General features: G+C 62.7%; 22 protein-coding genes and 1 pseudogene. 16 read left to right on the forward strand and 7 right to left on the reverse strand.

What is annotated here, in order from left to right; all coding sequences use genetic code 11:
• Nucleotides 1–6: 6 nt before the first annotated feature.
• The 9 genes from uvrA (at nucleotide 7) to secG (ending at nucleotide 11,038) form a co-directional block, all read left to right on the forward strand.
• Nucleotides 7–2,877 (forward strand): excinuclease ABC subunit UvrA, encoded by a 2,871-nt coding sequence (gene uvrA, locus INT40_RS01375; protein ID WP_193095313.1) that lies wholly within the window; start codon nucleotides 7–9, stop codon nucleotides 2,875–2,877.
• On the forward strand, nucleotides 2,870–4,729 hold the full coding sequence (gene uvrC / locus INT40_RS01380; protein ID WP_101570275.1) for an excinuclease ABC subunit UvrC: 1,860 nt from the start codon (nucleotides 2,870–2,872) through the stop codon (nucleotides 4,727–4,729). The genes uvrA and uvrC overlap by 8 nt, the downstream gene beginning before the upstream one ends.
• A 91-nt stretch (nucleotides 4,730–4,820) precedes the next feature.
• Nucleotides 4,821–5,717 (forward strand): RNase adapter RapZ, encoded by an 897-nt coding sequence (rapZ, locus tag INT40_RS01385; protein ID WP_193070497.1) that lies wholly within the window; start codon nucleotides 4,821–4,823, stop codon nucleotides 5,715–5,717.
• Between the two features lies 1 nt (nucleotide 5,718).
• Nucleotides 5,719–6,714 carry a gluconeogenesis factor YvcK family protein gene (locus INT40_RS01390; protein ID WP_101570273.1) on the forward strand — a complete coding sequence of 332 codons (996 nt, stop codon included), beginning with the start codon at nucleotides 5,719–5,721 and terminating at the stop codon, nucleotides 6,712–6,714.
• A gap of 26 nt (nucleotides 6,715–6,740) precedes the next feature.
• On the forward strand, nucleotides 6,741–7,724 hold the full coding sequence (whiA, locus tag INT40_RS01395; protein ID WP_009881375.1) for a DNA-binding protein WhiA: 984 nt from the start codon (nucleotides 6,741–6,743) through the stop codon (nucleotides 7,722–7,724).
• Between the two features lie 9 nt (nucleotides 7,725–7,733).
• Nucleotides 7,734–8,735, forward strand: coding sequence for a type I glyceraldehyde-3-phosphate dehydrogenase (gene gap / locus INT40_RS01400; RefSeq protein ID WP_193095314.1), 1,002 nt, complete (start codon nucleotides 7,734–7,736; stop codon nucleotides 8,733–8,735).
• Complete coding sequence (locus INT40_RS01405) at nucleotides 8,732–9,949, forward strand: phosphoglycerate kinase (protein ID WP_193070499.1); 1,218 nt, start codon at nucleotides 8,732–8,734, stop codon at nucleotides 9,947–9,949. Before gap ends, INT40_RS01405 begins: the two co-directional genes overlap by 4 nt.
• A 14-nt stretch (nucleotides 9,950–9,963) precedes the next feature.
• The gene (gene tpiA / locus INT40_RS01410) at nucleotides 9,964–10,749 is read left to right on the forward strand and encodes a triose-phosphate isomerase (RefSeq protein WP_193070500.1); all 786 of its coding nucleotides are present in this window, start codon (nucleotides 9,964–9,966) and stop codon (nucleotides 10,747–10,749) included.
• A gap of 43 nt (nucleotides 10,750–10,792) precedes the next feature.
• Nucleotides 10,793–11,038 (forward strand): preprotein translocase subunit SecG, encoded by a 246-nt coding sequence (gene secG / locus INT40_RS01415; protein WP_101570269.1) that lies wholly within the window; start codon nucleotides 10,793–10,795, stop codon nucleotides 11,036–11,038.
• 191 nt (nucleotides 11,039–11,229) lie between these two features.
• Here secG and INT40_RS01420 read toward each other — a convergent pair whose 3' ends face one another.
• From INT40_RS01420 to tkt, 3 genes are read right to left on the reverse strand one after another with little or no spacing between them, the layout of a single operon-like run.
• On the reverse strand, nucleotides 11,230–12,852 hold the full coding sequence (locus INT40_RS01420) for a glucose-6-phosphate isomerase (RefSeq protein ID WP_193095315.1): 1,623 nt from the start codon (nucleotides 12,850–12,852) through the stop codon (nucleotides 11,230–11,232).
• A complete protein-coding gene (gene tal / locus INT40_RS01425) occupies nucleotides 12,849–13,952 on the reverse strand; it encodes a transaldolase (protein WP_101570267.1) in 1,104 nt (367 codons plus the stop codon). Before tal ends, INT40_RS01420 begins: the two co-directional genes overlap by 4 nt.
• A complete protein-coding gene (gene tkt, locus INT40_RS01430) occupies nucleotides 13,949–16,030 on the reverse strand; it encodes a transketolase (protein ID WP_193095316.1) in 2,082 nt (693 codons plus the stop codon). Before tkt ends, tal begins: the two co-directional genes overlap by 4 nt.
• Nucleotides 16,031–16,172: 142 nt before the next feature.
• On the opposite strand from tkt, the gene INT40_RS01435 reads away from it, so the two are divergent.
• From INT40_RS01435 to INT40_RS01445, 3 genes are read left to right on the forward strand one after another with little or no spacing between them, the layout of a single operon-like run.
• Complete coding sequence (locus INT40_RS01435; protein ID WP_193070503.1) at nucleotides 16,173–16,349, forward strand: hypothetical protein; 177 nt, start codon at nucleotides 16,173–16,175, stop codon at nucleotides 16,347–16,349.
• Nucleotides 16,310–16,531 carry a hypothetical protein gene (locus INT40_RS01440; RefSeq protein WP_193095317.1) on the forward strand — a complete coding sequence of 74 codons (222 nt, stop codon included), beginning with the start codon at nucleotides 16,310–16,312 and terminating at the stop codon, nucleotides 16,529–16,531. The genes INT40_RS01435 and INT40_RS01440 overlap by 40 nt, the downstream gene beginning before the upstream one ends.
• Before the next feature lie 10 nt (nucleotides 16,532–16,541).
• Entirely contained in the window at nucleotides 16,542–17,519 is a 978-nt protein-coding gene (locus INT40_RS01445; RefSeq protein WP_101570263.1) for a heme o synthase, read from the forward strand.
• Between the two features lie 455 nt (nucleotides 17,520–17,974).
• On the opposite strand, the pseudogene INT40_RS21300 reads toward INT40_RS01445, so the two are convergent.
• From INT40_RS21300 to INT40_RS01465, 4 genes and pseudogenes are all read right to left on the reverse strand, one after another.
• Nucleotides 17,975–18,384 (reverse strand): annotated as a pseudogene (locus INT40_RS21300) (VOC family protein).
• A complete protein-coding gene (locus tag INT40_RS01455; protein ID WP_193070506.1) occupies nucleotides 18,347–19,246 on the reverse strand; it encodes a COX15/CtaA family protein in 900 nt (299 codons plus the stop codon). The pseudogene INT40_RS21300 and the gene INT40_RS01455 overlap by 38 nt, the downstream one beginning before the upstream one ends.
• Nucleotides 19,247–19,254: 8 nt before the next feature.
• On the reverse strand, nucleotides 19,255–19,986 hold the full coding sequence (locus INT40_RS01460) for an ABC transporter permease (protein WP_226830499.1): 732 nt from the start codon (nucleotides 19,984–19,986) through the stop codon (nucleotides 19,255–19,257).
• Nucleotides 19,987–20,000: 14 nt separating this feature from the next.
• Nucleotides 20,001–20,927, reverse strand: coding sequence for an ABC transporter ATP-binding protein (locus tag INT40_RS01465; protein WP_193095318.1), 927 nt, complete (start codon nucleotides 20,925–20,927; stop codon nucleotides 20,001–20,003).
• Nucleotides 20,928–21,030: 103 nt separating this feature from the next.
• Here INT40_RS01465 and INT40_RS01470 point away from each other — a divergent pair, with 103 nt between their 5' ends.
• The 4 genes from INT40_RS01470 to INT40_RS01485 are packed head-to-tail and all read left to right on the forward strand — an operon-like array spanning nucleotide 21,031 to nucleotide 24,709.
• Nucleotides 21,031–21,750 (forward strand): helix-turn-helix transcriptional regulator, encoded by a 720-nt coding sequence (locus INT40_RS01470; RefSeq protein WP_193070508.1) that lies wholly within the window; start codon nucleotides 21,031–21,033, stop codon nucleotides 21,748–21,750.
• Nucleotides 21,747–23,177, forward strand: coding sequence for a Fe-S cluster assembly protein SufB (sufB, locus tag INT40_RS01475; RefSeq protein WP_101570259.1), 1,431 nt, complete (start codon nucleotides 21,747–21,749; stop codon nucleotides 23,175–23,177). Before INT40_RS01470 ends, sufB begins: the two co-directional genes overlap by 4 nt.
• Before the next feature lie 36 nt (nucleotides 23,178–23,213).
• Nucleotides 23,214–24,389, forward strand: a complete 1,176-nt coding sequence (sufD, locus tag INT40_RS01480) for a Fe-S cluster assembly protein SufD (RefSeq protein WP_101570258.1) — start codon at nucleotides 23,214–23,216, stop codon at nucleotides 24,387–24,389.
• Nucleotides 24,386–24,709 (forward strand): non-heme iron oxygenase ferredoxin subunit, encoded by a 324-nt coding sequence (locus tag INT40_RS01485; RefSeq protein WP_101570257.1) that lies wholly within the window; start codon nucleotides 24,386–24,388, stop codon nucleotides 24,707–24,709. The genes sufD and INT40_RS01485 overlap by 4 nt, the downstream gene beginning before the upstream one ends.
• Nucleotide 24,710: the final 1 nt, after the last annotated feature.

Genomic DNA, 24,710 nt, shown 5'->3' on the forward strand with positions numbered 1-24,710 from the left:
CAGGTGATGAAAACTAACAGTGGTGAGCAGTCGGCAGGCGTGTCACATCTCGACACTCTGTGGGTCAAGGGCGCGCGCGCCCATAACCTCAAGAACGTGGAGGTCGCCCTGCCCCGCGACTCCATGATCGTCTTCACCGGTCTGTCGGGGTCAGGGAAGTCATCTTTGGCGTTCGACACGATCTTCGCCGAGGGGCAGCGCCGCTACGTCGAGTCCCTGTCCGCCTATGCCCGAATGTTCCTGGGCCAGATGGACAAACCCGATGTCGATTTCATCGAGGGTCTGTCACCGGCGGTGTCGATCGATCAGAAATCGACGTCGCGTAACCCCCGATCCACGGTCGGCACCATCACCGAGGTGTACGACTTCCTGCGTCTGCTGTGGGCTCGGATCGGAGTACCGCATTGTCCTGTGTGCGGTGAGATCATCACGAAGCAGACCCCACAGCAGATCGTCGATCAGCTGCTCGAACTCGAGGAGAGGACGAAGTTCCTCGTCCTCGCACCGATCGTCCGCTCCCGTAAGGGCGAGTTCGTCGATCTCTTCACCGAGCTGCAGGCCAAGGGCTTCGCCCGCGCCATCGTTGATGGCGAGCAGATCAGCCTGAGCGAACCACCAACCCTGGAGAAGCAGTACAAGCACACGATCTCCGTCGTCGTCGACCGGCTGGTGTCGAAGTCCGGCCTGCGCCCCCGGCTGACCGACTCCGTCGAGACGGCCCTCGGCCTCGCCGATGGACGCATCGACGTCGAGATGGTCGACGACGGCGTGACCCGGACCTTCTCGGAGCACATGTCGTGCCCGAACGAGCACCCATTGGCCATCGACGAGATCGAACCCCGCACATTCTCGTTCAACTCACCCTTCGGCGCGTGCTCCACCTGCGACGGCATCGGCACTCGTCTCCAGGTCGACGAGACTCTCGTCGTCCCCGATGAGGACCTCAGCCTCGGAGAGGGAGCCATCGCCCCGTGGGCCGGCGGAAAGCAGGTGACGAAGTACTTCAACCGTCTCCTCAAGGGCCTCGGGGACGAACTCGGTTTCGACATGAAGACCGCGTGGAAGGCTCTGCGCAAGTCAGACAAGACAGCGATCCTGACCGGCAAGGATTACAAGGTCCACGTCAAATACAAGAACCGGTTCGGGCGCGAACGCACCTACTCAACCGGTTTCGAAGGCGTCTACCAGTACATTCAGCGCAAGCACGAGGAGACCGAGTCCGAGTGGTCGCGGGAACGCTACGAGTCCTATATGCGCGAAATCCCCTGCGCGAGCTGCAACGGTGCCCGGCTCAAGCCGGAGATCCTCGCCGTCAAGGTCGGCGGCAAGTCGATTGCCGAGGTGTCCGAGCTCGCTCTCGACGAATCCGCGGAATTCCTGTCGCAGTTGGAACTGGATCCCCGCGACGCAGCCGTGGCAGCGCAGGTGATGAAGGAGATCAACGCACGTCTGGGCTTCCTCCTCGACGTCGGGCTCGACTACCTCAGTCTCGACCGTCCCGCTGGCTCCCTGTCCGGCGGTGAGGCTCAGCGCATTCGCCTGGCCACGCAGATCGGTTCGGGCCTCGTCGGGGTCCTCTACGTCCTCGACGAACCCTCGATCGGCCTCCACCAGCGTGACAACAGGCGCCTCATCGAGACCCTGAACAAGCTCAAAGAACTCGGCAACACACTCATCGTCGTCGAACACGATGAGGACACCATCGCATCGGCCGATTGGATCGTCGACATCGGCCCCGGCGCGGGCGAACACGGGGGAGAGGTCATCTACTCCGGCCCGGTCCCCGGGCTCAAAGACGCGGACCGGTCCATCACCGGTGACTATCTGGCCGGGCGCCGAGCAATCCAGGTCCCCACGACCCGTCGGCCAGTGGACAAAGAACGAGTCGTCACAGTGGAGAAGGCCGTGGAGAACAACCTCCGCGACGTCTCAGTCTCCTTCCCGCTGGGTGTGCTCACCGCCGTCACCGGCGTCTCCGGATCAGGCAAATCGACCCTGGTCAACGAGATCCTCTACACTCAGATGGCCAACGTCCTCAACGGCGCCTCACGGGTACCCGGTCGACACAAGCGAGTCACCGGTCTGGACAACCTCGACAAGGTCGTCCATGTCGACCAATCGCCGATTGGTCGCACCCCGCGGTCGAACCCGGCGACCTACACCGGTGTCTTCGACCGCATCCGTCGCCTGTTCGCAGAGACCGAATCGGCGAAGGTCCGCGGTTACCAGCCGGGACGCTTCTCCTTCAACGTCAAGGGCGGACGCTGCGAGAACTGCAGCGGCGACGGCACGATCAAGATCGAGATGAACTTCCTGCCCGACGTCTACGTCACCTGCGAGGTCTGCGGGGGAGCCCGCTACAACCGCGAGACGCTGGAAGTGACCTTCAAGGGCAAATCCATCGCCGAGGTGCTCGAGATGCCGATCGAACAGGGCGCGGAATTCTTCGCTGCGATCCCCGCCATCGCACGGCACCTCAACACCCTCGTCGAGGTGGGCCTGGGCTATGTTCGCCTGGGACAGCCCGCGACCACACTCTCCGGTGGTGAAGCTCAACGCGTCAAGCTCGCGGCTGAACTCCAGAAGCGTTCCCGCGGCCGCACCGCCTACGTGCTCGACGAACCGACCACCGGACTGCACTTCGAAGACATCTCGAAGTTGCTGCATGTGCTGCAGGGACTCGTAGAAAAGGGCAATACGGTCATCGTCATCGAACACAACCTCGACGTCATCGGAAACGCCGACCACGTCATCGATCTGGGACCCGAAGGCGGACGCGGCGGTGGCAAGATCATCGCCCAGGGCACACCAGAAGAGGTAGCGGTCAACAAGAAGAGCCACACCGGACGGTTCCTCAAAGCGATGCTCGATGGCTGATCCAGCGTCCTATCGCCCGGCCACGGGCAGTATTCCGACTTCGGCCGGGGTCTACAAATTCCGTGACCCCGACCGGCGGGTGATCTATGTCGGGAAGGCGAAGAACCTCCGCAATCGACTGAACTCGTACTTCTCGAACCCTGCGCAGCTGCATCCGCGCACCTCGACGATGGTCCACACCGCCTCCTCGGTGGAATGGACAGTCGTCGACACCGAGGTCGAGGCGCTGCAGCTGGAGTGGACGTGGATCAACGAATTCAACCCGCGGTTCAACGTCATGTTCCGCGACGACAAGTCCTACCCCTACCTCGCGATCACGATGAATGAGAAGGTGCCGCGGGCCTTCATCACCCGTGGCAAACGTCGCAAGGGCGTGAAGTACTTCGGCCCCTTCGCTCAGGTGTGGGCGATCAAGGACACACTCGACCTGCTGCTGCGGGCCTTCCCGATGCGTACCTGCACCGCAGGAGTGTACCGACGAGCCGAACGCAGCGGTCGTCCCTGCCTGCTGGGCTACATCGACAAGTGCGCCGCCCCCTGTGTGGGACAGATCAGTGTGGAGGGCCACAAGGACCTTGCCCGCAGCATCTCCGACTTCATGTCTGGCAACACCGGCCGCTTCATCAGCTACCGGCAGAAGGAGATGGCCTCGGCGGCGAAGGAACTCGACTACGAACGGGCGGCGCGCCTGCGCGATGAGATCGCTGCCCTACAGAAGGTGCTCGACAAATCGGCGGTCGTCCTCTCCGTCAACGCCGACTGTGATGTGTTCGCACTCGTCACTGAGGAACTCGAAGCTTCGGTGCAGGTCTTCCACGTCCGGCAGGGACGCATTCGGGGACAGCGGGGCTGGATCATCGAACGCTCCGACGATCACAGCCCAGCCGAACTCACCACCGATTATCTGCGGCAGGCATACACAGGTCTCGACGCGGATGCCATTCCCCGCGAGATCCTCGTCGACACGGTCCCCGCCGATCTTGCCTCACTCGAGATGTGGCTGAGTGAACAGCGCGGATCCCGAGTCACAGTTCGGGTTCCGGAACGAGGAGAGAAGAAGGCAGCTCTCGAAACCGTCGCGAAGAACGCGAAGGAAGCGCTGCTTCAGCACAAACTCAAACGGTCCTCCGATCTGACCACCCGCAGCACGGCGCTTAAAGAGATCCAGGAATACCTGTCGTTGCCTGAGGCGCCGCTGCGAATCGAATGCATCGACATCTCCCACACCCAGGGATCCAATGTCGTGGCTTCACTCGTCGTGTTCGAAGACGGGCTCGTGAAGAAGCGCGACTATCGTCATTTCGCCATCCACGGTGAAGCCGCAACCGATGACACGGCATCGATGTACGACGTCGTCTCACGTCGATTCAGTCGGTACCTCGAGCAGTTGAGCTCCGATGAACCTGATGAGCGGTTCGGCTACCGCCCCAGCCTCCTCGTCGTCGACGGCGCTGGTCCCCAGGTGGCGGCGGCGACCAGGGCACTGCATGATCTGGGCATCGTCGACATCTCGGTGGTGGGATTGGCCAAGCGTCTCGAAGAGGTGTGGATCCCAGACGATCCGTTCCCTGTCATCCTGCCCCGGAACTCCGAGGGACTGTTCCTCATGCAGCGCCTGCGCGATGAGGCTCACCGCTTCGCCATCAGCTACCACCGTTCGAAACGGGCCAAGGCGATGACCAGCTCCGTCCTCGATGACATCTCCGGTCTGGGCGAGTCCAAACGGACCGCGCTGCTGCGCCATTTCGGCTCGGTGAAGAAGGTTCGCGCGGCGAGCATCGAAGAACTGTGTGAGGTCCAGGGCATCGGCCAAGCTCTCGCAGAGAAGGTCGCCGCCGCACTCGCAGACTGACGTCGCAGCCGGCGCTGAGGCCACTGGCGGACAACTGCTCTAGAGTAGTCTTCGACAGCTGTCTTCAACCGTGCAGCCCCAAGGAGGACGTGTGAGTACGCAGGCCGAATCGAACGGCGCCGACCATCCCATCGAGGTTGTCCTCGTGACAGGAATGTCCGGAGCAGGTCGGACCACCGTGGCCAATGTGCTCGAGGACATGGACTGGTACGTCGTCGACAATCTGCCTCCGCAGATGATGCGTCCCCTCGTGGAACTCGTGGCCCGCGCCGACGGTGCACTGCCGAAGATCGCCATCGTCACCGACTCTAAGGGGCGAGCGAAATACGAAGAACTCGAAGACACGATCAGTGACTTCGTCGATCAGGGGCTCTCCCTGCGCATCCTCTACCTCGAAGCCGCAGACGAGGTCCTCGTCAGACGCTTCGAATCCACCCGCCGTCCCCACCCGCTGCAAGGCGACGGGACGCTGCTGGATGGAATCGAAGGCGAACGCTCGGCTCTCGATTCGCTCAAACGCCGTGCCGACATCATCATCGACACCTCGGACCTCAACGTCCATCAGCTCTCCACCCAGGTGCGCAAACGCTTCAGCACCGGAGACACCCCGCTGCTGCGTCTGACCGTGATGAGTTTCGGCTTCAAATACGGTCTGCCGAAGGACGCTGACCACATCGCCGACGTCCGCTTCCTGCCCAACCCGTACTGGATTCCGCATCTGCGTGGACATAACGGGCTCGACTCAGATGTCGCTGACTTCGTGTTGAACCAGAATGGGGCCGAAGAGTTCATCGAGCGTTACACCGCGACCTTGGAGACGGTCTCGCAGGGCTATCTTCACGAAGGTCGCGGCTATGCCATGATCGGTATCGGCTGCACCGGCGGAAAGCACCGTTCGGTGGCGATCAGTGAACGCGTGGCCAAGAGCCTCGCCGCGCTGACCGGTATTCCGGTCACCGTGCGTCACCGTGATCTGGGGAGAGAGTGAGATGGAGACCGAAGATCTCCCGCAGATCATCCCCGCGGTCAAGGACAAGGGTCCCAAGATCGTCTCCTTCGGGGGAGGCCACGGCCTCTACTCCGCTCTGCGTGCCTTCCGCCTGCTGACCGAGTCCCTCACTGCCGTCGTTACGGTAGCCGATGACGGAGGTTCCTCCGGTCGGCTGCGCGACGAACTCGGCGGACTCCCGCCCGGGGACCTGAGGATGGCCCTGGCGGCCCTCTGCGACGACGGGAACTGGGGCAAGACCTGGCGCGACGTGATCCAGCACCGGTTCGACTCCGACGGCGAGCTCAGCGGACATTCCGTGGGCAATCTGCTCATCTCCGCTCTGTGGCAGATCCACGGTGATCATGTCGCCGGGCTCGACTGGATGGCCAAGCTGCTGCGTGCCCACGGTCGCGTCCTGCCCATGTCTTCGATCCCGCTGACGATCGAGGCAGATGTGAAGTTCCCGGGCTCCTTCCAGGTCGTGCGCGGCCAGTCCGTGCTCGCCTCCACCCTCGGACATGTCGAGACCGTCCGGCTCGATCCGCCTGTCCCGCCGGCACGGCATGAAACGATCGACGCCGTCGCCGAGGCCGATGTGCTCAACCTCGGACCCGGATCCTGGTACACCTCGGTGATGCCGCACCTCCTCGTGCCCTCTCTCGCGGAAGCGATCGGACGATCTTCTGCGGTGAAGTCCCTCACGTTGAACCTCAGCTCCAGCGACGCCGAAACAAGAGATCTCAGTCTCAGTCAGCACCTCGTATCACTGCACAAGCATGCGCCCTCCCTCGAGCTGAACTATGTGCTCGTCGACGAGGCTTCAACACTGGCAGAGCCTGATCTGGAACGGTGTGCACATGAGATGTTCAATGCCAAGCTGTGGGCCCGTCCCCTGCAGTCACGACGGGCAGGACAGCATGACACCCTCAAGCTCGCCGCGTGTTACCGTGACATGTTGGTGGACGCTGGCATCGGCGTGGACGAGCAGTGGTAGCAAATTCAGTTGCAGGAGGACGAACAATGGCACTGACCGCTCAGGTCAAGGACGAGTTGGCACGGGTGAAGATCACCCGTACTTCTGCTCGCAAAGCCGAAGTGTCTGCGATTTTCCGCTTCTCTTCTGCACTTCACCTCGTCAATGGTTCGATCGTGCTCGAAGCCGAACTCGACACCGCCCAGGCCGCCAAACGTCTCCGCAGCGAGATCAAGGATCTCTACGGTCAATACGCTGACATCGTCGTCATCAACGCTGCCGGAATCCGCCGATCCAATCGCTACCTCCTCCGAGTCACCCGTGACGGCGGAGCCCTGGCTCGCCAGACCGGTCTCGTCGACAATCGTGGACGGCCCGTGCGCGGACTGCCTTCTGCCATCGTCAACGGTTCTGTCGCCGATGCCGAAGCTGCCTGGCGAGGAGCGTTCCTCGCCCACGGATCGCTGACCGAGCCAGGTCGTTCCTCTGCGCTCGAAGTTACGTGCCCGGGACCAGAAGCGGCACTGGCCCTGGTCGGTGCTGCCAGGCGACTGGGACTGAGCGCGAAGGCACGCGAAGTTCGCGGCGTCGACCGCGTCGTCATCCGCGACGGTGACGACATTGCGGCCCTGCTCACCCGCATGGGATCTCACAGTGCTGTCCTCGTGTGGGAGGAGCGTCGAATGCGGCGGGAGGTGCGTGCCACGGCGAACCGTCTGGCCAACTTCGACGATGCGAACCTGCGCCGCTCCGCCAGAGCCGCAGTGGCCGCCGGTGCCCGAGTGGAACGCGCCCTGGAGATCCTCGGCGACGAGGTTCCCGAACACCTGCGCTACGCCGGACAGCTGCGCGTGACACACAAACAGGCATCGCTGGAGGAATTGGGCCAACTGGCCGATCCGCCGATGACCAAAGACGCCGTCGCCGGTCGCATCCGTCGTCTCCTGTCCACGGCCGACAAACATGCCGAAGATCTGGGAATTCCGGGCACGGAGGCCAGTCTCACCCCGGAAATGCTCGAAGATCGCTAAGATCGAGGCATGAGACGAATCGCCATCAACGGCTTCGGCCGTATCGGTCGTGCCCTGTATCGCCTATCCCTCGAACCCTCATCCGACTTCGAGGTCGTCGCCATCAACGATCTCACCGACACACAGACACTGGCCCATCTGCTGGCCTATGACTCGGTGTGGCCGCGCTTCGAGCACACTGTCGAAGCCGGTGACGATTCGCTGACCGTGGACGGGAATACCATCTCGGTGCTCAGCCAGGCCGATCCGAACGAAATCGACTGGTCCGCACACGAGGCTGAACTCGTCGTCGAATCCACCGGCCGCTTCACCCGACGTGACCAAGCCGAGGCCCACCTCGGCGGGACCGTGAAGACAGTGGTGCTGTCGGCTCCGGGCAAGGATGTCGATGGAACGTTCGTCATGGGCGTCAACGAAGCCGACTTCGACCCCTCCCTGCACACCGTCGTCTCAAACGCCTCCTGCACAACCAACTGCATGGCCACCATCGTCAAAGCCGTCGATGACGCCATCGGAGTCGAATCGGGACTGCTCAACACCGTCCATGCCTACACCGGCGATCAGATGCTCGTCGACGGTCCGCACCGCGATCTGCGTAGGGCCCGTGCCGCGGCCGTCAACATCGTCCCGACCACCACAGGCGCCGCCCGCACCGTCGGCAGAGTGATGCCCCACCTGGCAGGCAAACTCGACGGACTCGCGATCCGCGTTCCCGTCCCTGCCGGGTCGATCATCGACTTCACCTTCACCCCGAAACAGGGGGCCACCACCGAAGAGGTCAACGAGATCCTGGCGAAGGCCGCGGAATCCTCGCCGTACCTCGAATACAGCACAGCACCACTGGTGTCGACCGACATCGTCGGCACCACCGCCTCGGCGATCGTGGACTCTCAGCTCACGATGACACTTGGCAATCAGATCAAGATTGTGGCCTGGTACGACAACGAATGGGGCTACACCAACCGCCTCAAAGACATGGTCAGCTACATCCTCGGTGAAAGGAACAAATGAGGACTTACGACGACCCGCAGATCTTCTCCCACCGCACGGTACTCGTCCGCAGTGACCTGAACGTGCCGATGGATGAGGGCACGATCACCGACCGCGGTCGCATCTTGGCCTCGGCCGGCACGATCAAGGCTCTCGCCGAGGCTGGGGCGCGGGTGATCGTGATGTCCCACCTGGGACGGCCCAAGGGTTCACCCGATCCGCAGTATTCGCTGCATCCGCTGGCTCCTGAACTCGCCGAGGCGATCGGCCGTGATGTCGCATTCGCCGCCGACACCGTCGGTGAGGAAGCGAAGACCAAAGCGGCAGCATTGGCCGACGGTGAGGTTCTCCTGTTGGAAAATCTGCGCTTCAACCCGGGGGAGACCTCGAAGGATGACAGCGAGCGGGCAGCCTTCGCCGCGCAGCTGGCCGAGCTGGCAGACGATTTCGTCTCCGACGGCTTCGGAGTCGTCCACCGCAAACAGGCCTCCGTCTTCGACATCGCCAGCCTGCTGCCGCACTACGCAGGATCACTCGTGCGAGCAGAAGTCGAAGTCAGCGATCGCCTGCTCAACGATCCGCAGACACCTTTCTCCGTCGTCCTGGGGGGCTCGAAGGTCTCCGACAAGCTCGGAGTCATCGACAACCTCATCGACCGTGCAGACAATCTGCTCATCGGCGGCGGGATGGTCTTCACCTTCCTCGCCGCACTGGGCCACGACATCGGATCCAGCCTCGTGGAGAAGGACCGAGTCGAGGACGTCAAGGGCTACCTCAAACGTGCCGAGGCTGGGGGAGCGAACATCATCCTGCCCACGGACATCGTGATGGCAGCCTCCTTCGCTGCCGACGCGGAGAACTGGGTGCGCCCAGTTGCAGAACTCGAGTCGACCCCCGCCGGCGCGCAGGGTCTGGGACTCGACATCGGACCCGACTCGGCCGCAGCCTATGCTGATGTGATCTCCGAATCGACCACCGTGTTCTGGAACGGCCCCATGGGCGTCTTCGAATTCCCCGCGTTCGCGGCAGGAACCAAGGCCGTGGCAGCGGCACTGACCGATGAACCCGGCGCCGATTCGTCACGACTGACCGTCGTCGGCGGAGGAGATTCGGCCGCAGCCGTGCGCACGCTCGGCTTCGCCGACGACGAGTTCGGCCACATCTCCACAGGTGGCGGTGCCAGCCTCGAATACCTCGAAGGCAAGACGCTGCCCGGACTCGAAGCACTCGCGTGAGAAAGAAGGCGACAATGAGCGACCGCACCCTGCTTCTGGCCGGCAACTGGAAGATGAACCACGATCACCTCGAAGCTATCTCGAGCGTCCAGAAACTCGCCTGGGCACTCGAGGACGCCAAACTCGACGAAACCAAATGCGATGTCGTCGTCATCCCGCCCTTCACCGATATCCGGTCCGTGCAGACCCTCATTCAGGGCGACAAACTGTGGTTGACCTACGGTGCGCAGGATGTTTCACAGTACGAACCCGGAGCCCACACCGGAGAGATCGCAGCATCGTTCCTGTCCCGTCTCGGCTGCACCTATGTCGTCGTCGGTCACAGCGAACGGCGAGCGAACAACCACGAGACCAACGACGTCGTCGCAGCCAAGGTCAAGGCTGCTCTCGCGCAGGACATCACACCGATCCTGTGTATCGGTGAGTCGCTGGAGCAGCGACAGGAGAAGATCCACGTGGACTTCACACTGACTCAGCTGGAGGAGTCGCTGGCCGGCCTGGACGCCGCCGCACTCGAGGGACTCGTCATCGCATATGAACCTGTCTGGGCCATCGGCACGGGAGAGACGGCAACCGCCGAGGATGCAGCTGAGATGGCTGCGGCCATCCGCGCCCACTTGGTCGAGAAGTACGGCTCCGCATTGGCGTCGAGCACCCGGATCCTCTACGGCGGTTCGGTCAAGACCGACAATGTCGCGCAAATTCTGGCCTCCGATGACGTTGACGGCGCACTCGTCGGGGGAGCCAGCCTCAACGGGCCCGACTTCGCCGCTTTGTGCAAGGCCGCAGTGGCGAAGTAGACTGACCAACACATCCTCTGACGAAATATAGGTAGTTCTCGACGTGGAAATCCTCAACATCATTCTCATTGCGCTGCTCGTGCTCACGAGCATCTTTCTGATCCTCCTCATCCTCATGCACAAGGGCAAGGGTGGAGGCATGTCAGACATGTTCGGCGGCGGCATGTCCTCATCGCTGGGATCCTCTGGCGTGGCCGAGCGCAACCTGAACCGGTTCACGACGCTGATGGCGATCATCTGGGGTGCATGCATCATCCTGCTGGGGCTCATCACCCGCTTCAACGCCTGACATTGCCGTCGGCTCTCCCTGACACTGCAGCCGACTCTCGTGGGCACAGGCAGTGTATCTGCATGGCCCCTGGCCGGTGCAGTCTCTGGTACAGACCCTGAACGTTACGACATGTGCGCTTTCCACGTTCGATGAAGAAGGACCCTGACCGATCGGTCAGGGTCCTTCTTCATGCTCAGAGCCGGGAAGTGTCAGTCGACTCCATAATGATGCCTGGGCTCCACCTCTGCAATCGCACGGCGCAGCTGCTCAAGGCCCTGCGCACGGTCGAGCAGGTGAACCCTGAGGAGAGGGCGGCCCTTCTCACCCAGTGCAGCGGCATCGCCGAGGGCCTGCGCACGCTGCAGCTCGGTGAAGCCGTAGCGACGCCCAGGTACCAGCAAGTCCGTCCGAGGTTCGGCTGTGATCTGCAGGAACACCCCATTAGGGTGCCCACCCTTGTGGTACTGGCCGGTCGAGTGCAGATACCGGGGTCCGAAACCGAAGGTGGTCTGCACACCGGAATGCTGTGAGACCAAGGCACGGAGGTTTTCAGCTTCGGCATCCGCGATGCGGTCGAGGAACGCCTGCACACCGACGTAGCCGTACTCGTCGACCTGCGCGAAAAGTTCTGCGATGGCGTCGACGAGATCGGTGGCCTGTTCGAACTCACCGTAGACTTCGATCTGCTCCTCACGGATCGCCGGCTCTGCCGGTGCCGTGGACGAGCCGTGTGATAGTGCCTGCCGGGCGTGTTCCTTCGCCGACTCCACATCCGGTTGGTCGAAGGGATCGACTCCGATGCTGTAGCCGGCGATCGCAGTGGCGAACTCCCACAACACGAACAGTTCGCCCAGGTCACCGTCGAGTTCGGAGTCGAATCCGGATGGAGCCTCGACCTCGGTGATGGGACCCAAGGTGCACAGCATCGCATCGGCGCGGGCATCGGAGAAGCCGATGTCAGCGCAACCGTTGACGACGACCGGCAGGATACCCTGACCGTCCTTGCCCAAAGACTCCGCCACGAGCTGTTCGACCCATTTGCTCAGACCCGACAGAGCCGGGGTGGTCTCGGCGAGGACGAGCTTCTCCGTGGCCCTGGCATGACCTATGCCCAGCCACGTGCCGAACTGCAGCGCGGGATTATCAGGAGTATCGGCTCCCAATCCTTCCACGGTCTCGGCCGCCGACGCCGCAATCGCACGGACGTCGACACCGGCAAGTCCGGCAGGGACGAGACCGAAGGCCGACAGGGCACTGTAGCGTCCCCCGACCGTGGCATCGGCATGGAAGGTGGCCAGGAACCCCTGCTCAGTGGCCAAAGTGTCGAGCTCGGTGCCGGGATCGGTGATGGCGATCAGGCGAGACGCAGGATCGATGCCCACCGATTCGAAGGCTGCCGAGAACGCACGCCGAATCGCATCGGTCTCGATCGTCGTGCCGGACTTGGACGCGACGATGAGCACAGTGTGTGAGAGATCGGTCCCGATCGCCTCGGCGACCTGATTGGGGTCGGTGGAATCCACGACCTCAAGCCTAACTCCGGCAGCTTCGGCCATGACCTCTGGGGCCAGGGACGAACCGCCCATCCCCGTCAGACTGATCGAGCGCAGGCCCTGGGCCTCCAGCCGAGACCGCAGAGCCTCGATCTCAGCGACGAGCTGTTCAGCCCTCTGTGGCAGATCTACCCAACCCATGCGCGGCACAGGCTGCTCATCAGCGGTGAACAAGGACGCATCCTTGGCCGCCAGACGAGAGGGAACACACGCTTCGAGGAGACGGCCTAATTCGGCCTCATAGTCCTCAGAGACCGGAACACTGTACTGGAGTCTCATGCGCGGTCCAAAGCAGTGCGAATCGTCTCCTGGAGCTCTGCCCAGCTGACGTCGAATTTCTCGAGTCCTTGAGTCTCGAGCACGGTCATCACCTCCGCGTAGTCGATTCCCAGTCGTGCCAATCGGTCGAAGACCTCGTCAGCGGCCCGGTAGTTCTCCGGAGCGATCTTCGCAGTCACTTCACCGTGATCGGCGAAGGCCTGCATCGTGGGCTCAGGCATCGTGTTCACGGTGTTCTGGGCCACGAGTCCCGACACGTACATGGTGTCGGGGTAATCAGGGTTCTTGACTCCGGTCGACGCCCACAGCAGTCGCTGCGGAGTGGCGCCGGCGAGTTCGAGTACCCGGAAGCGCTCGGAGGTGAACAGCTGCGAGTGGATCTCATGAGCGAGGACGCAGTTCGCGATTCCCGCCTGCCCCTTGAGTTCTGCTGCAGCTTGGTCATCGATGCTGTCGAGGCGCGCATCGATCTCCGCATCCACACGAGAGACGAAGATCGAGGCCACCGATTTGATCTGGCTGAGGTCATGCCCAGCAGCACGTGCCTTCTCTAGGCCCTGGAGGAAGGCCTCCACAACATGTCGGTAGCGAGTCAGTGAGAACACCAGGGTGACGTTGACGCTGATGCCTGCCGCGATGGTCTCGGAAATTGCGCGCAATCCGGCTTCGGTCGCGGGGATCTTGATCATCGCATTAGGTTCGCCGACGCGTTCCCACAAGGCCTTCGCCGCTGCGACGGTGCCCTCGGCATCGTGTGCCAGTGGGGGAGCGACCTCGATCGACACACGCCCGTCCTCGCCGTTCGTGGCGTCGTAGACGGGCCGGAAGAGTCTGGCCGCTGCTGCCACGTCCGAGGTGGTCAGAGATTCAATCGCCTCATCGGCGGAGACCTTGTCCGTGCCGAGTTCGGCAACGGCGGAGTCGTAGCTGTCGGACCCGGCGATGGCATTGGCGAAGATCGTCGGATTCGTGGTTACTCCGGTGACATTCGAGTCCTCGATGAGCCGCGCCAAGTCGCCGGATTCCAGGCGGGTCCGTGACAGGTCGTCGAGCCAGATGGAGACTCCGTGTTCGCTCAGCTGTGCCAGATTGCTGCTCATGCGTCCGCCTTCGTCGCTGCGATCGACTCTTCGGCGGCGGTGACGACTGCCGCCGAGGTGATTCCGAACTTCTCGTACAGTGTGGCGTAATCGGCCGAAGCGCCGAAGTGCTCGATCGACACAGCACGGCCTGCATCGCCGAGGTATTTGTGCCAGCTCATGGCCGATGCGGCTTCGATGCTCACGCGGGCCTTGAGGCCGCGAGGGAGAACCGCCCGGCGGTAGTCCTCGGGCTGCGCGTCGAACCACTCCTGGCACGGCATCGAGATGACACGTACGGCGGTGCCCGCCGCCTGCAGCTCTTCGGCAGCGGTGATCGCGATGGCGACCTCAGAACCGCTGGCGAGGATGGCCACCTCGGGCTCTACGGCGGTGTCGAAGAGTACGTAGCCGCCACGAGCCGCCTCGGAGGCCGGAGCGTACTTCTCCCGGTCGAGGACGGGAACGGCCTGACGCGTGAGCACGAGTCCGCTGGGTCCATCGGTGCGATCGAGGATCTTGCGCCACACGACCGAGGTCTCGTTCGCGTCGGCAGGGCGGACCAGATCGAGACCGGGAATCGCACGCAGTGCGGAGAGGTGCTCGATCGGCTGGTGGGTGGGACCGTCTTCGCCGAGACCGATCGAATCGTGGGTCCACACGAACACGTTCGGCAGCTGCTGCAGAGCGGCCAAGCGGATGGCAGGGCGCTGGTAGTCGCTGAAGACGAGGAAGGTGCCGCTGTAGGGGCGAGTGCCGCCGTGCAGCGCGATGCCGTTGCCGATGAGTCCGGCAGAGAACTCACGGACGCCGAAGTGGATGTTGCGCCCGTACTCGTGGCCGGAGAATGCACCTGTCGAACGATGCTCAGGCAGGAAGCTCGCATCGCCCTTGATCAGTGTGTTGTTCGAACCGGCGAGGTCCGCGGATCCGCCCCACAGCTCGGGCATGGTGGCGGCAATGGCGTTGAGGACCTGTCCGGAGGCGGCCCGAGTCGCGATGCCCTTGTCGCTGGGTTCGAAGACGGGGAACTCGCTGTCGAGTCCGGCCGGAAGTTCGCGCTTGGACAGACGGTCGAAGAGTTCGGCGCTGGCCGGGTTCGCCTCGCGCCATGCCTTGTAGGACTCGTCCCACTCGATGTGGGCGCTGCGGCCGCGGTCCAGTGCCGAACGGGTGTGATTGAGCACCTCGGCGGGGACATCGAAGGTCGCCTCGGGATCGAAGCCGAGGATCTCCTTGGTGGCCTTGATCTCATCATCACCGAGTGCCGAACCGTGTGATCCGCCGGTGTTCTGCGCATTCGGGGCGGGCCAGGCGATGATCGTCGAGAGACGGATGAAGGAGGGACGTGAGTCCGCCTTCGCCGCTTCCATGGCTGCGTGGAAGGCATCGAGGTCTTCCTTGTACTCGGCGCCGGCTCTGAAGTCCACGTGCTGCACGTGCCAGCCATAGGCGGCGTAGCGTGCGGCGGTGTCCTCGCTGAACGCGATCGCCGTGTCATCCTCGATGGAGATCCGGTTGTCGTCCCAGATCACGATCAGGTTCGACAGTTCCTGGGTTCCGGCCAGGGATGAGGCTTCACCTGAAACGCCTTCCTCGAGGTCGCCATCGGAGGCCAGGACCACGACGGAATGGTCGAAGGGAGAGGTTCCCGGGGCGGCACCTGGGTCGAAGAGTCCGCGTTCACGGCGTGAGGCCATGGCCATCCCCACCGCCGAGGCGAGGCCGGATCCCAGCGGGCCTGTGGTGATCTCGACGCCTGCAGTGTGACCGACCTCCGGGTGGCCGGGCGTCAGGGAACCCCAGGTGCGCAGTGCCTTCAGATCGTCGAGCTCAAGTCCGAAGCCGGAGAGGTAGAGCTGGACGTACTGAGTCAGTGAGCTGTGTCCGCACGAGAGAACGAAGCGATCGCGGCCGGCCCAGCTTGGGTCGGCGGGATCATGCTTGAGCCCGTACTGGTAGAGGTAATGGGCAACAGGTGCCAGACTCATCGCGGTTCCGGGGTGACCATGTCCAGCCTTCTGCACAGCATCTGCGGCAAGGAGGCGGGCGGTGTCGACTGCGCGGTTGTCGAGTTCTGTCCAGGACAGGGAGTTCATGTCTTCGAGCGATCCTTCGTTCGTCTTAGAGGCGTGCACTCAAACTCTACCGCGCCGGGTCGCAAACGCGAGGGCTGAGATAGGGTGTCATCGCCCGCACCCGTTCCAGGCAGGTAGCACCGTGGCCGAAGACAAGAGCACAGTGACTAAATCGACAGCCTGCCTCGGTGCGTGGTCGGCACCGGTTGTGCCTGCAGCATTCATCGTCATCACGTTCGTCGTGGGATGGATCCTGGGCCGACCGCTGACTGGTGAGACTGACGCTTCGGCACTGGTCTCATGGCTCCTGTTCGTGGTGATTCTGGCCTCGCCGTGCTGAGCGACGAGTCGTCGACCGCAGCTCTGGGGCTGCTCTCCGTCATCGTCGTGCAACTGGCCATGTTGGCACCGCTGACCTTTGTGGTGGCCTTCATCATCTGGACCGTGCGACGCAGATCTGGCCCGAGAACAGACTCCGAAACACAGTATCCGCCGACTGGCAAAAAATTCGACAGAGGGTAGAATCGACGACGTGAGTGAACTTCGTCAGAACCAGGACACGCAGAGTGAACGTCCTCTGCAGAGGGCAATCGACGAGGAACGACTTTCAAAAAGTCCTCGCTCGATCATCAGTGCCTACATTGCTCTGACCAAACCTCGCGTGATCGAACTCCTGCTGGTGACCACCGCGCCGGTGATGTTCCTCGCCGCGCAGGGAATGCCGAATATCTGGCTGGTCATCAACACTCTGATCGGCGGCGCAGCGGCCGCAGCCTCTGCTTCGGTCTTCAACTGCTATGTCGATCGTGACATCGACGCCAAGATGGAGCGCACCAAGCACCGCCCGCTGGTGACCGGTGAGATCACACCACGAGCCGCACTCATCTTCGCCTTCGCCCTGGGCCTGGGGTCGATCTTCTGGCTGGGCGGCTTCACGAACTGGGTGACCGCCGGTCTCACCGCCTGCGCCATCCTGCTCTACGCGGTCTTCTACACCCTGATCCTCAAGCGCCGCACGACGCAGAACATCGTCTGGGGCGGCGCAGCAGGCTGCATGCCTGTGCTCATCGGCTGGTCCGCCGTCACCGGCGGGCTGTCCTGGGAAGCTCTCCTGCTCTTCCTCGTCGTCTTCTTCTGGACACCTCCGCACTACTGGCCGCTGGCAATCAAATACAAGGCTGACTACGACGCCGCAGAGGTTCCGATGCTGCCCTCAAAGGTGCCGCCGACGAATGTCGGGCGTCAGATGATCGCCTACACCTGGGCGATGGTCGCGTGCTCGTTGGCGCTCATTCCACTTGCCCCGATGGGCCCCGTCTACACAGCAGTCGCGGTCCTCGCCGGTGCCTGGTTCCTGTTCTCCTGCTACGCTCTCGTCTCCCGGGCGAAGAAGGGCAAGAGCGGAACGCAGCTGCGGGCGATGAAGGTCTTCCACGGCTCGATCACCTACTTGTCGCTGCTCTTCCTCGCAGTCGCGATCGACCCGTTCGTCCTCCCCGGCTTCTGGTAGACCTCAAACGCCCTCTGACGGGCTCTCTCCGACAGACTCCGGCATCCATGAATTTGCTCATTGTCACTGTGCGCCGAGAATGGTTGGCACAATCAGCAAACTGATCCCGCTTTCTGCCTCGACATATCGAGTTGACGCTGGCCGAACCAGGGTGTGTTTGCTTTGCCGTGGAGCAGAGTGACAATCCGTTGGTGTGGGAGGTCTCCGAATGTTTCAAGGACGTTCGTTCCTTCGAATTCCATCAAGAGCGTCAAAGCGAGCGAATGGGGTCGTGCGACGGCCATTATCAAGCGCAGCTACAAAGTGTCGGGTAGGTAGCGCACGATCGTAGACCGACCTGTCCGTACTGGGACGTGAGCGCCGGACGCAAGGAGCGGGCAAGTGTGTAGGGGTCGGGCCGCTCAGCCGGCGTTGACGAGCTCTTCGATGACGGTGTTCTTCATCCCCATCAGCGCCTACAGCTGAGCATCTCCGTTCATCAGCTCGCCGAGGTTGGCCGGAATGATCTGCCAACTGATCCCATACTTGTCCTTGAGCCAGCCGCACTGCTCGCTGGAGTGAATAGCCGATAGCGACGACCATAATGGTCGATCTCGGCCTGGTCACCGCGTTCGACGGTCAGTGTGATCGCTTCATTGAAGGTGAAAGCAGGGCCACCGTCGAGGCAGATGAATCGATTGCCGTCGAGTTCGAAGATCCCTTTGATGACCTTGCCGCTCATTCCCGCGTAATGCGGGTCGAGGGACTCATCCGGGTAACGGTCGATGGAGACGATGTGCGAGTTGGGGAAGACGGAGCAGGAGAACTCCATCGCCTCCAAGGCGTGGTCAGTGAACCACGGGCGCGGCCTGATCGGTGTTGGCATGAGTGCCCCTCGGGTATGCGCTGTCGAGGACGACAACGCTTGCCGCGATCGTGGCCGAGAGGCCGATCATATGGAATGCCACGAGCACTATCGGCACCCCGGTGAAGTACTGGACGTAGCCGATGATCCCCTGAGCGACCTCGACGATGAGAAGCACAACCAGGGGCTTGACCATGACGGTATGCCGTTTCACCGCGAAGACGAGTGTGGTGATGGTCGCGATGACGAGCAACCAGACTGGGAATCCGTGGGCGCGGGTGATCCAGATGTTGTCCAGACCGTTTCGCGTCGACATCGTCGAGCCCGAGTGTGGTCCCGCACCTGTGGTGAGGACACCGAAGACGACGATGATCGCTGTCAGGGCAAGGATGATCCAGCCCAGGGCAGGCAACGGGGACGGTGCCTTTTGGCCGGTGCGCACACCAGTGTCGTAGGTGCGGCGAACGAAGTAGGCGGCGACGCCGACGGCGATGGCCGAGGGGACGAAGTGACCGGCAACGATCCACGGATTGAGCTTCGTCCAGACCGTGATCCCGCCGAGGACTGCCTGAAACGGCACGATGGCGAGGAGACCGAGATTGAGCCAGAACAGGTCAGGGCGCTGTTTGCGGCTCTTCCACAGCATGAGCAAGATGATGACGCCGAGAATGGCCAGGAGCACCGCGAGGGTGCGGTTGCCGAATTCGATGAGGCCGTGGATCCCCATCTCAGGCGTCGTCACGAGGGAGTCGTCCGTGCATTTCGGCCAATTCGTGCAGCCGAGCCCCGAACCGGTGAGGCGGACGATGCCGCCGCTCAGGATGATTCCGGCCTGCGCAATGAGCATGGCCCAGGCGGCGACGCGGATCCTCTTTGTGACCATTTCTCTCCTCATTCGAATCGGAACCACCTGCGTGCCGCAAGCGTTCCCACCAGCCCCCACACGAGGAGCACGATCAATGCTTTGATATCCATTCCCGCACCGCCGACGGCAGCGCGCATCGCATCGCCGAGGGCACCGGAAGGCAGATAGCCGACCACGGTGCCCCATTCTCCCGGGTGCGCGATGACGAGCCCGCCGACACCGGCCATAAGCACCCAGATCAGGTTCGCGCCTGCCAGAGTGGCCTCGGCGCGCACGGTTCCTGCCATGAGCAAGCCTAGAGACAGGAGTGCTGCGGTGCCAAGAACCGTGGCCAGGATCAGTGCGAGGACGTTCATGGGGCCGTCGAAGCCGAGGCCCAGAGCGATAGCGAAGGCAAGTATGAATTGGATGATGACAACGGCGATGACCGCTCCCAGCTTGCCCAGGATGAGACCGTTCGTGCCCAGCGGCGTCGTCGCCAGCTGGCGCAGGACCCCATAGCGGCGGTCGAAGGCAGTGGCGATCGCCTGACCGGTGAACGCGGTCGACGCCAGACACAGACTCAGTGCGCCGGGCAGTGCCACGGTCAGCGGGTCCGTTCCCTCTGCTACGATGCCCAGGCCGCGGAGCAGAGGAGTCTTCGCCAGGAAGATGAGCATTCCCAGCGGCAGGATGAGTGAGAGCAGCAGCTGTTCGCCATTACGGAGGACGGAGATCGTCTCGAACTGCACCTGCGACATGACGCGTCTGGAACTCATTGCGTAATCCTGGCTCATCGCAGCGGCCTGCCAGTGAGTTCGAAGAACACATCAGCCAAGGACTGCGAGTGCATGTCGATGTCCGTGATTGCCAGTCCCGCATCGGCAACTGCCGTACACAGGCCCGCGATCTGTGCACTGTTGAGGTCGCCGTCGGCGACGAAGGCCGGTCCCACCGCCGAGGTGGGGGCGATCGTGTTCATGGATGCGAGAAGTTCTCGTGGTGCCGGCTCCAGGGGCTGGCTGACGGTGATGACAAGTCGGCGACCGGCGGGGGAGGCATTGCGGAGCTCCTCGGGTGCACCCTGGGCGATGATGCGACCGCGATCGATGACGACGACCTCATCGGCGAGCTCTTCCGCCTCGGCGAGGTCATGGGTGGTCAGGACCACAGCCACCGAGGCGGCCGCGAGCTCCCGGATGAAATCGTGGACGACCGCCCGAGCCTGGGGATCAAGCCCCGCGCAGGGCTCATCGAGGAAGACGAGCCGGGGCCGGCCGATCAGTGCGGCCGCCAGTGCCACGCGCTGCTTCTGGCCGCCGGAGAGGCGACGAATCGTGCGGGAGGAGAATTCGTGGATGCCCAGCGGCTCGGCGAGTTCGTCGATGGTCAGCGGGTTGGGATAGAGCGAGGCGAGATGTCGCAGCACCTGGAGTGGTTTCGCGCTCATCGGCAGCCCGCCGTCTTGGAGCATGACACCGGCGAGCAGCGATGTGCGTCCATGTTCACGGTAGGGATCGTGGCCGAAGATCTCGACCTGGCCGGCATCGGGAGGCCTTGTGCCCACCGCCAGGGAGATCGTCGTCGACTTGCCAGCACCATTGGGGCCGAGCACACCGAGGATGGATCCGGTGGTGGCATCGAGGTCGATCCCGTCGACGACGTGGTGTGCGCCGTACGAGTAATGGAGACCACGGATAGTGAGGGCCGATTCTGACACCACACCATTCTACGACGCGTCGAATCGGCCTGTAGTTAGGCTCACCTAGTTTTACGAAACAAATTACGCAACAATAGTGTTGTGTTAGTCAAGGAGGTGGAGAATGGCTGCGAACGACACAGAAGATCGCCGTACCCGAGAGAAGGTATTTCGATCGGTGCTCGATGAAGGGCCGATCACTGCCTCGGCGTTGGCGAAAGGGCTTGACCTGACTCCGGCGGCGATTCGTCGTCACATGGATGCGCTGGCGGACGAGGGCTTCATCGAAGTCCGAGAGCTCGCTGGCAAGCAGGCAGGCCGTGGCAGACCGGCCAGACATTATGTGGTCACCTCGCGTGGTCACGGGTCAGTCAGTCACTCCTATGACCAGCTGGCAGTCGACATCCTGCGGTTTATGAAGGACCGAGTCGGTCCTGAAGCCGTTGAGGGTTTCACCGAGGACCTGGTTGCGAAACTCCGCGACCGCCTCGGCCCGGAGCTGGACCGACGGGGAGGCACCACCGTGGCTTCCCGCTCCCGGGGACTGGCTGCCGCATTGACCAAGGAAGGGTACGCCGCCTCAGCGACACCGGTGGCGGCCGGAACCCCTCTCGAAGCGATGCAGCTGTGTCAAGGGCATTGTCCGATCCAGGCAGTCGCCTCCGAGTTCCCCGAGATCTGCGAAGCAGAGCTCGCGATGTTCTCGGACTATCTGGGCGTCGATGTTCGTCGGCTGTCCTCACTGGCTCACGGCGACCATGTCTGCACCACCCACATTCCGACCTCGGAACTCACCAGACCACTCATCCACAGCAATGATCGACCTCAAGGAGGTTCACGATGACTGACACAGGCAATCGGATCATCGATGCTAACCCCGAGCTCAAAGACCTCGGGCAGTACGCATACGGTTGGCACGACAGCAACGACGCAGGCGAGTTCGCTGCGCGCGGTCTCTCGGAAGACGTCGTCCGCAACATCTCGAAGCTCAAGGACGAACCGGACTGGATGCTCCAGCGCCGCCTCAAGGCGCTGAAGCTGTTCGAGAAGAAGCCGATGCCCAGCTGGGGTGCTGACCTCACCGGCATCCACTTCGACGACATCAAGTACTTCGTCCGCTCGACAGAGGGCCAGGCTACGTCCTGGGAAGATCTGCCAGAGGACATCCGCAACACCTACGATCGCCTCGGCATCCCCGAAGCAGAGAAGCAGCGTCTCGTTGCCGGTGTGGCCGCCCAGTACGAGTCTGAGGTCGTCTACCACCAGATCAACGAAGAGCTCGAGAAGCAGGGCGTCATCTTCATGGACACCGACACCGGTCTCCGTGAGTACCCCGAGATCTTCGAAGAGTACTTCGGGTCGATCATCCCCTCCGGTGACAACAAGTTCTCGGCACTGAACACGGCAGTCTGGTCCGGCGGCTCCTTCGTTTACGTCCCCAAGGGCGTCCACGTCGAGATCCCCCTGCAGGCCTACTTCCGGATCAACACCGAGAACATGGGTCAGTTCGAGCGCACCCTCATCATCGCCGACGAAGGCTCGTCCGTGCACTACGTCGAGGGCTGCACCGCACCGATCTACAAGACCGACTCGCTGCACTCGGCGGTCGTCGAGATCGTGGCCAAGAAGGATGCGAAGGTCCGTTACACGACCATCCAGAACTGGTCGAACAACGTCTACAACCTCGTCACCAAGCGTGCCATCGCCGAAGAGGGCGCTTCCATGGAATGGGTCGATGGCAACATCGGCTCCAAGGTCACCATGAAGTACCCGGCGATCTGGCTCACCGGTGAGCATGCACGCGGAGAGACCCTGTCCGTGGCATTCGCCGGCGAGGGCCAGCACCAGGACACCGGTGCCAAGATGGTCCACTCGGCTCCGAACACGCACTCCTCGATCGTGGCGAAGTCCGTGGCTCGCGGCGGCGGACGCTCCGGCTACCGTGGACTCGTCCACGTGCACCCTGGAGCCAAGGGCTCGTCGAACAATGTGCTCTGTGACGCGCTCCTGGTCGACAACATCTCCCGGTCGGACACCTACCCATACATCGACATCCGTGAGGACGACGTGACCCTCGGTCACGAGGCCACCGTGTCGAAGGTGAGTGAGGATCAGCTCTTCTACCTCATGAGCCGCGGCATGGAAGAGACCGAGGCCATGGCGATGATCGTGCGCGGGTTCGTCGAACCCATCGCACGTGAGCTGCCGATGGAATACGCCCTCGAGCTCAACCGCCTCATCGAAATCCAGATGGAAGGTGGCGTGGGCTGATCCAGCCTGCCACCGACTGCTTAAGGAGTTTTCTAAGTGACTGATACCACCAATCCGTTGGGCCTCGATGAGCACTCTCATGGCGCCGACGTTCATGTCCCCGATTCCAAGCGGGACGCACGCACACGCAGCTTCGATGTCGACGACTTCTCCGTCCCGAACGGACGCGAAGAGGAATGGCGCTTCTCACCGGTGCGCAAGCTCAGTGATTTCTTCACCGATGCTGCTTCCGGGGCGAAGCTGACCACGAAGGGCGAACTGCCAGAGGGGATCTCCGTTGAGGAGATCTCGCTGGAGGCCGCACAGGAGCTGGGCATCCTCGAGCCCGAGGACCGGGCCGCCGTAGTGGCAGCCAACCGTGCTCCCGCCGTGACCCACTACTCGGTTCCCGCCGGAACTGAGATCGATGGCGCTGTGATCATCCACGCCGACGGCACCGGCAACGACATCTCGCACGGGCATACCGTCGTCTCCGTCGGAGCGAACGCGAAGGCGACCATCGTCGTCGAACACGAAGGATCGGCTCGGTTCTCCGAGCTCGTGTCCCTCGTCATCGGTGATGGTGCAAACGTGACCTTTGTGTCCCTGCAGCTCTGGGATGACGAATCCCAGCACCTGGGCCAGCACGACGCGATCGTGGGCAAGGATGCGAAGTTCAAGCACATCGTCATCACCCTCGGCGGTGACATCGTGCGCCTGAACACGAACGTGCGCTACTCGGCAGCCGGGGGAGAGGCCGAACTGCTTGGACTCTACTTCGCCGATGCCGGTCAGCACCTCGAGCACCGCACCTACGTCGACCACAACACGCCTAAAGCAACGTCGAACGTCCACTACAAGGGCGCTCTTCAGGGCAAGGACGCACGCAGCGTCTGGATCGGCGATGTGCTCATCCGCCCCGAGGCCCTCGACATCGACACCTACGAGCTCAACCGCAACCTCATCCTCTCCGATGGGGCACGTGCTGACTCGGTGCCGAACCTGGAGATCGAGACCGGCGACATCGCCGGTGCCGGACACGCCTCCTCGACCGGCCGTTTCGACGAAGAGCACCTGTTCTACCTGATGAGTCGCGGCATCCCCGAGGAAGTCGCCCGTCAGCTCGTGGTCCGCGGATTCTTCAACGAAGTGATCCAGAAGATCCAGGTGCCCGAGATCGAAGAAGTCCTCAATGAGCGAATCGAGGAAGAACTCTCCCGGAGCGTTCTGTGACCATGATCGACGTTGCGGCCGCCTCCGAGGTGGCCGCGGGCGCGACGATGCGAATCGAAGTGGACAACTACGAGATCTGCATCGCCCGCGACTCCGACGGCACGATCCATGCCATCGACGATGTCTGCACCCACGGCGAAGTGTCGCTGGCCGAGGGCGAAGTGGAGGGCTGCGCCATCGAATGTTGGCTCCACGGCTCCCAGTTCGACCTCACCACCGGCCGACCACTGAGCCCACCGGCCTTCGAGCCCGTCGCAGTCTATGACTGCAAGGAGATCGCAGGCCGCATCCTGCTTGACCCGAGCACAGTGCTCAATTGAC

Source organism: Brevibacterium sp. FME17 (assembly GCF_014897515.1).
In the GTDB taxonomy this organism is placed as follows: domain Bacteria; phylum Actinomycetota; class Actinomycetes; order Actinomycetales; family Brevibacteriaceae; genus Brevibacterium.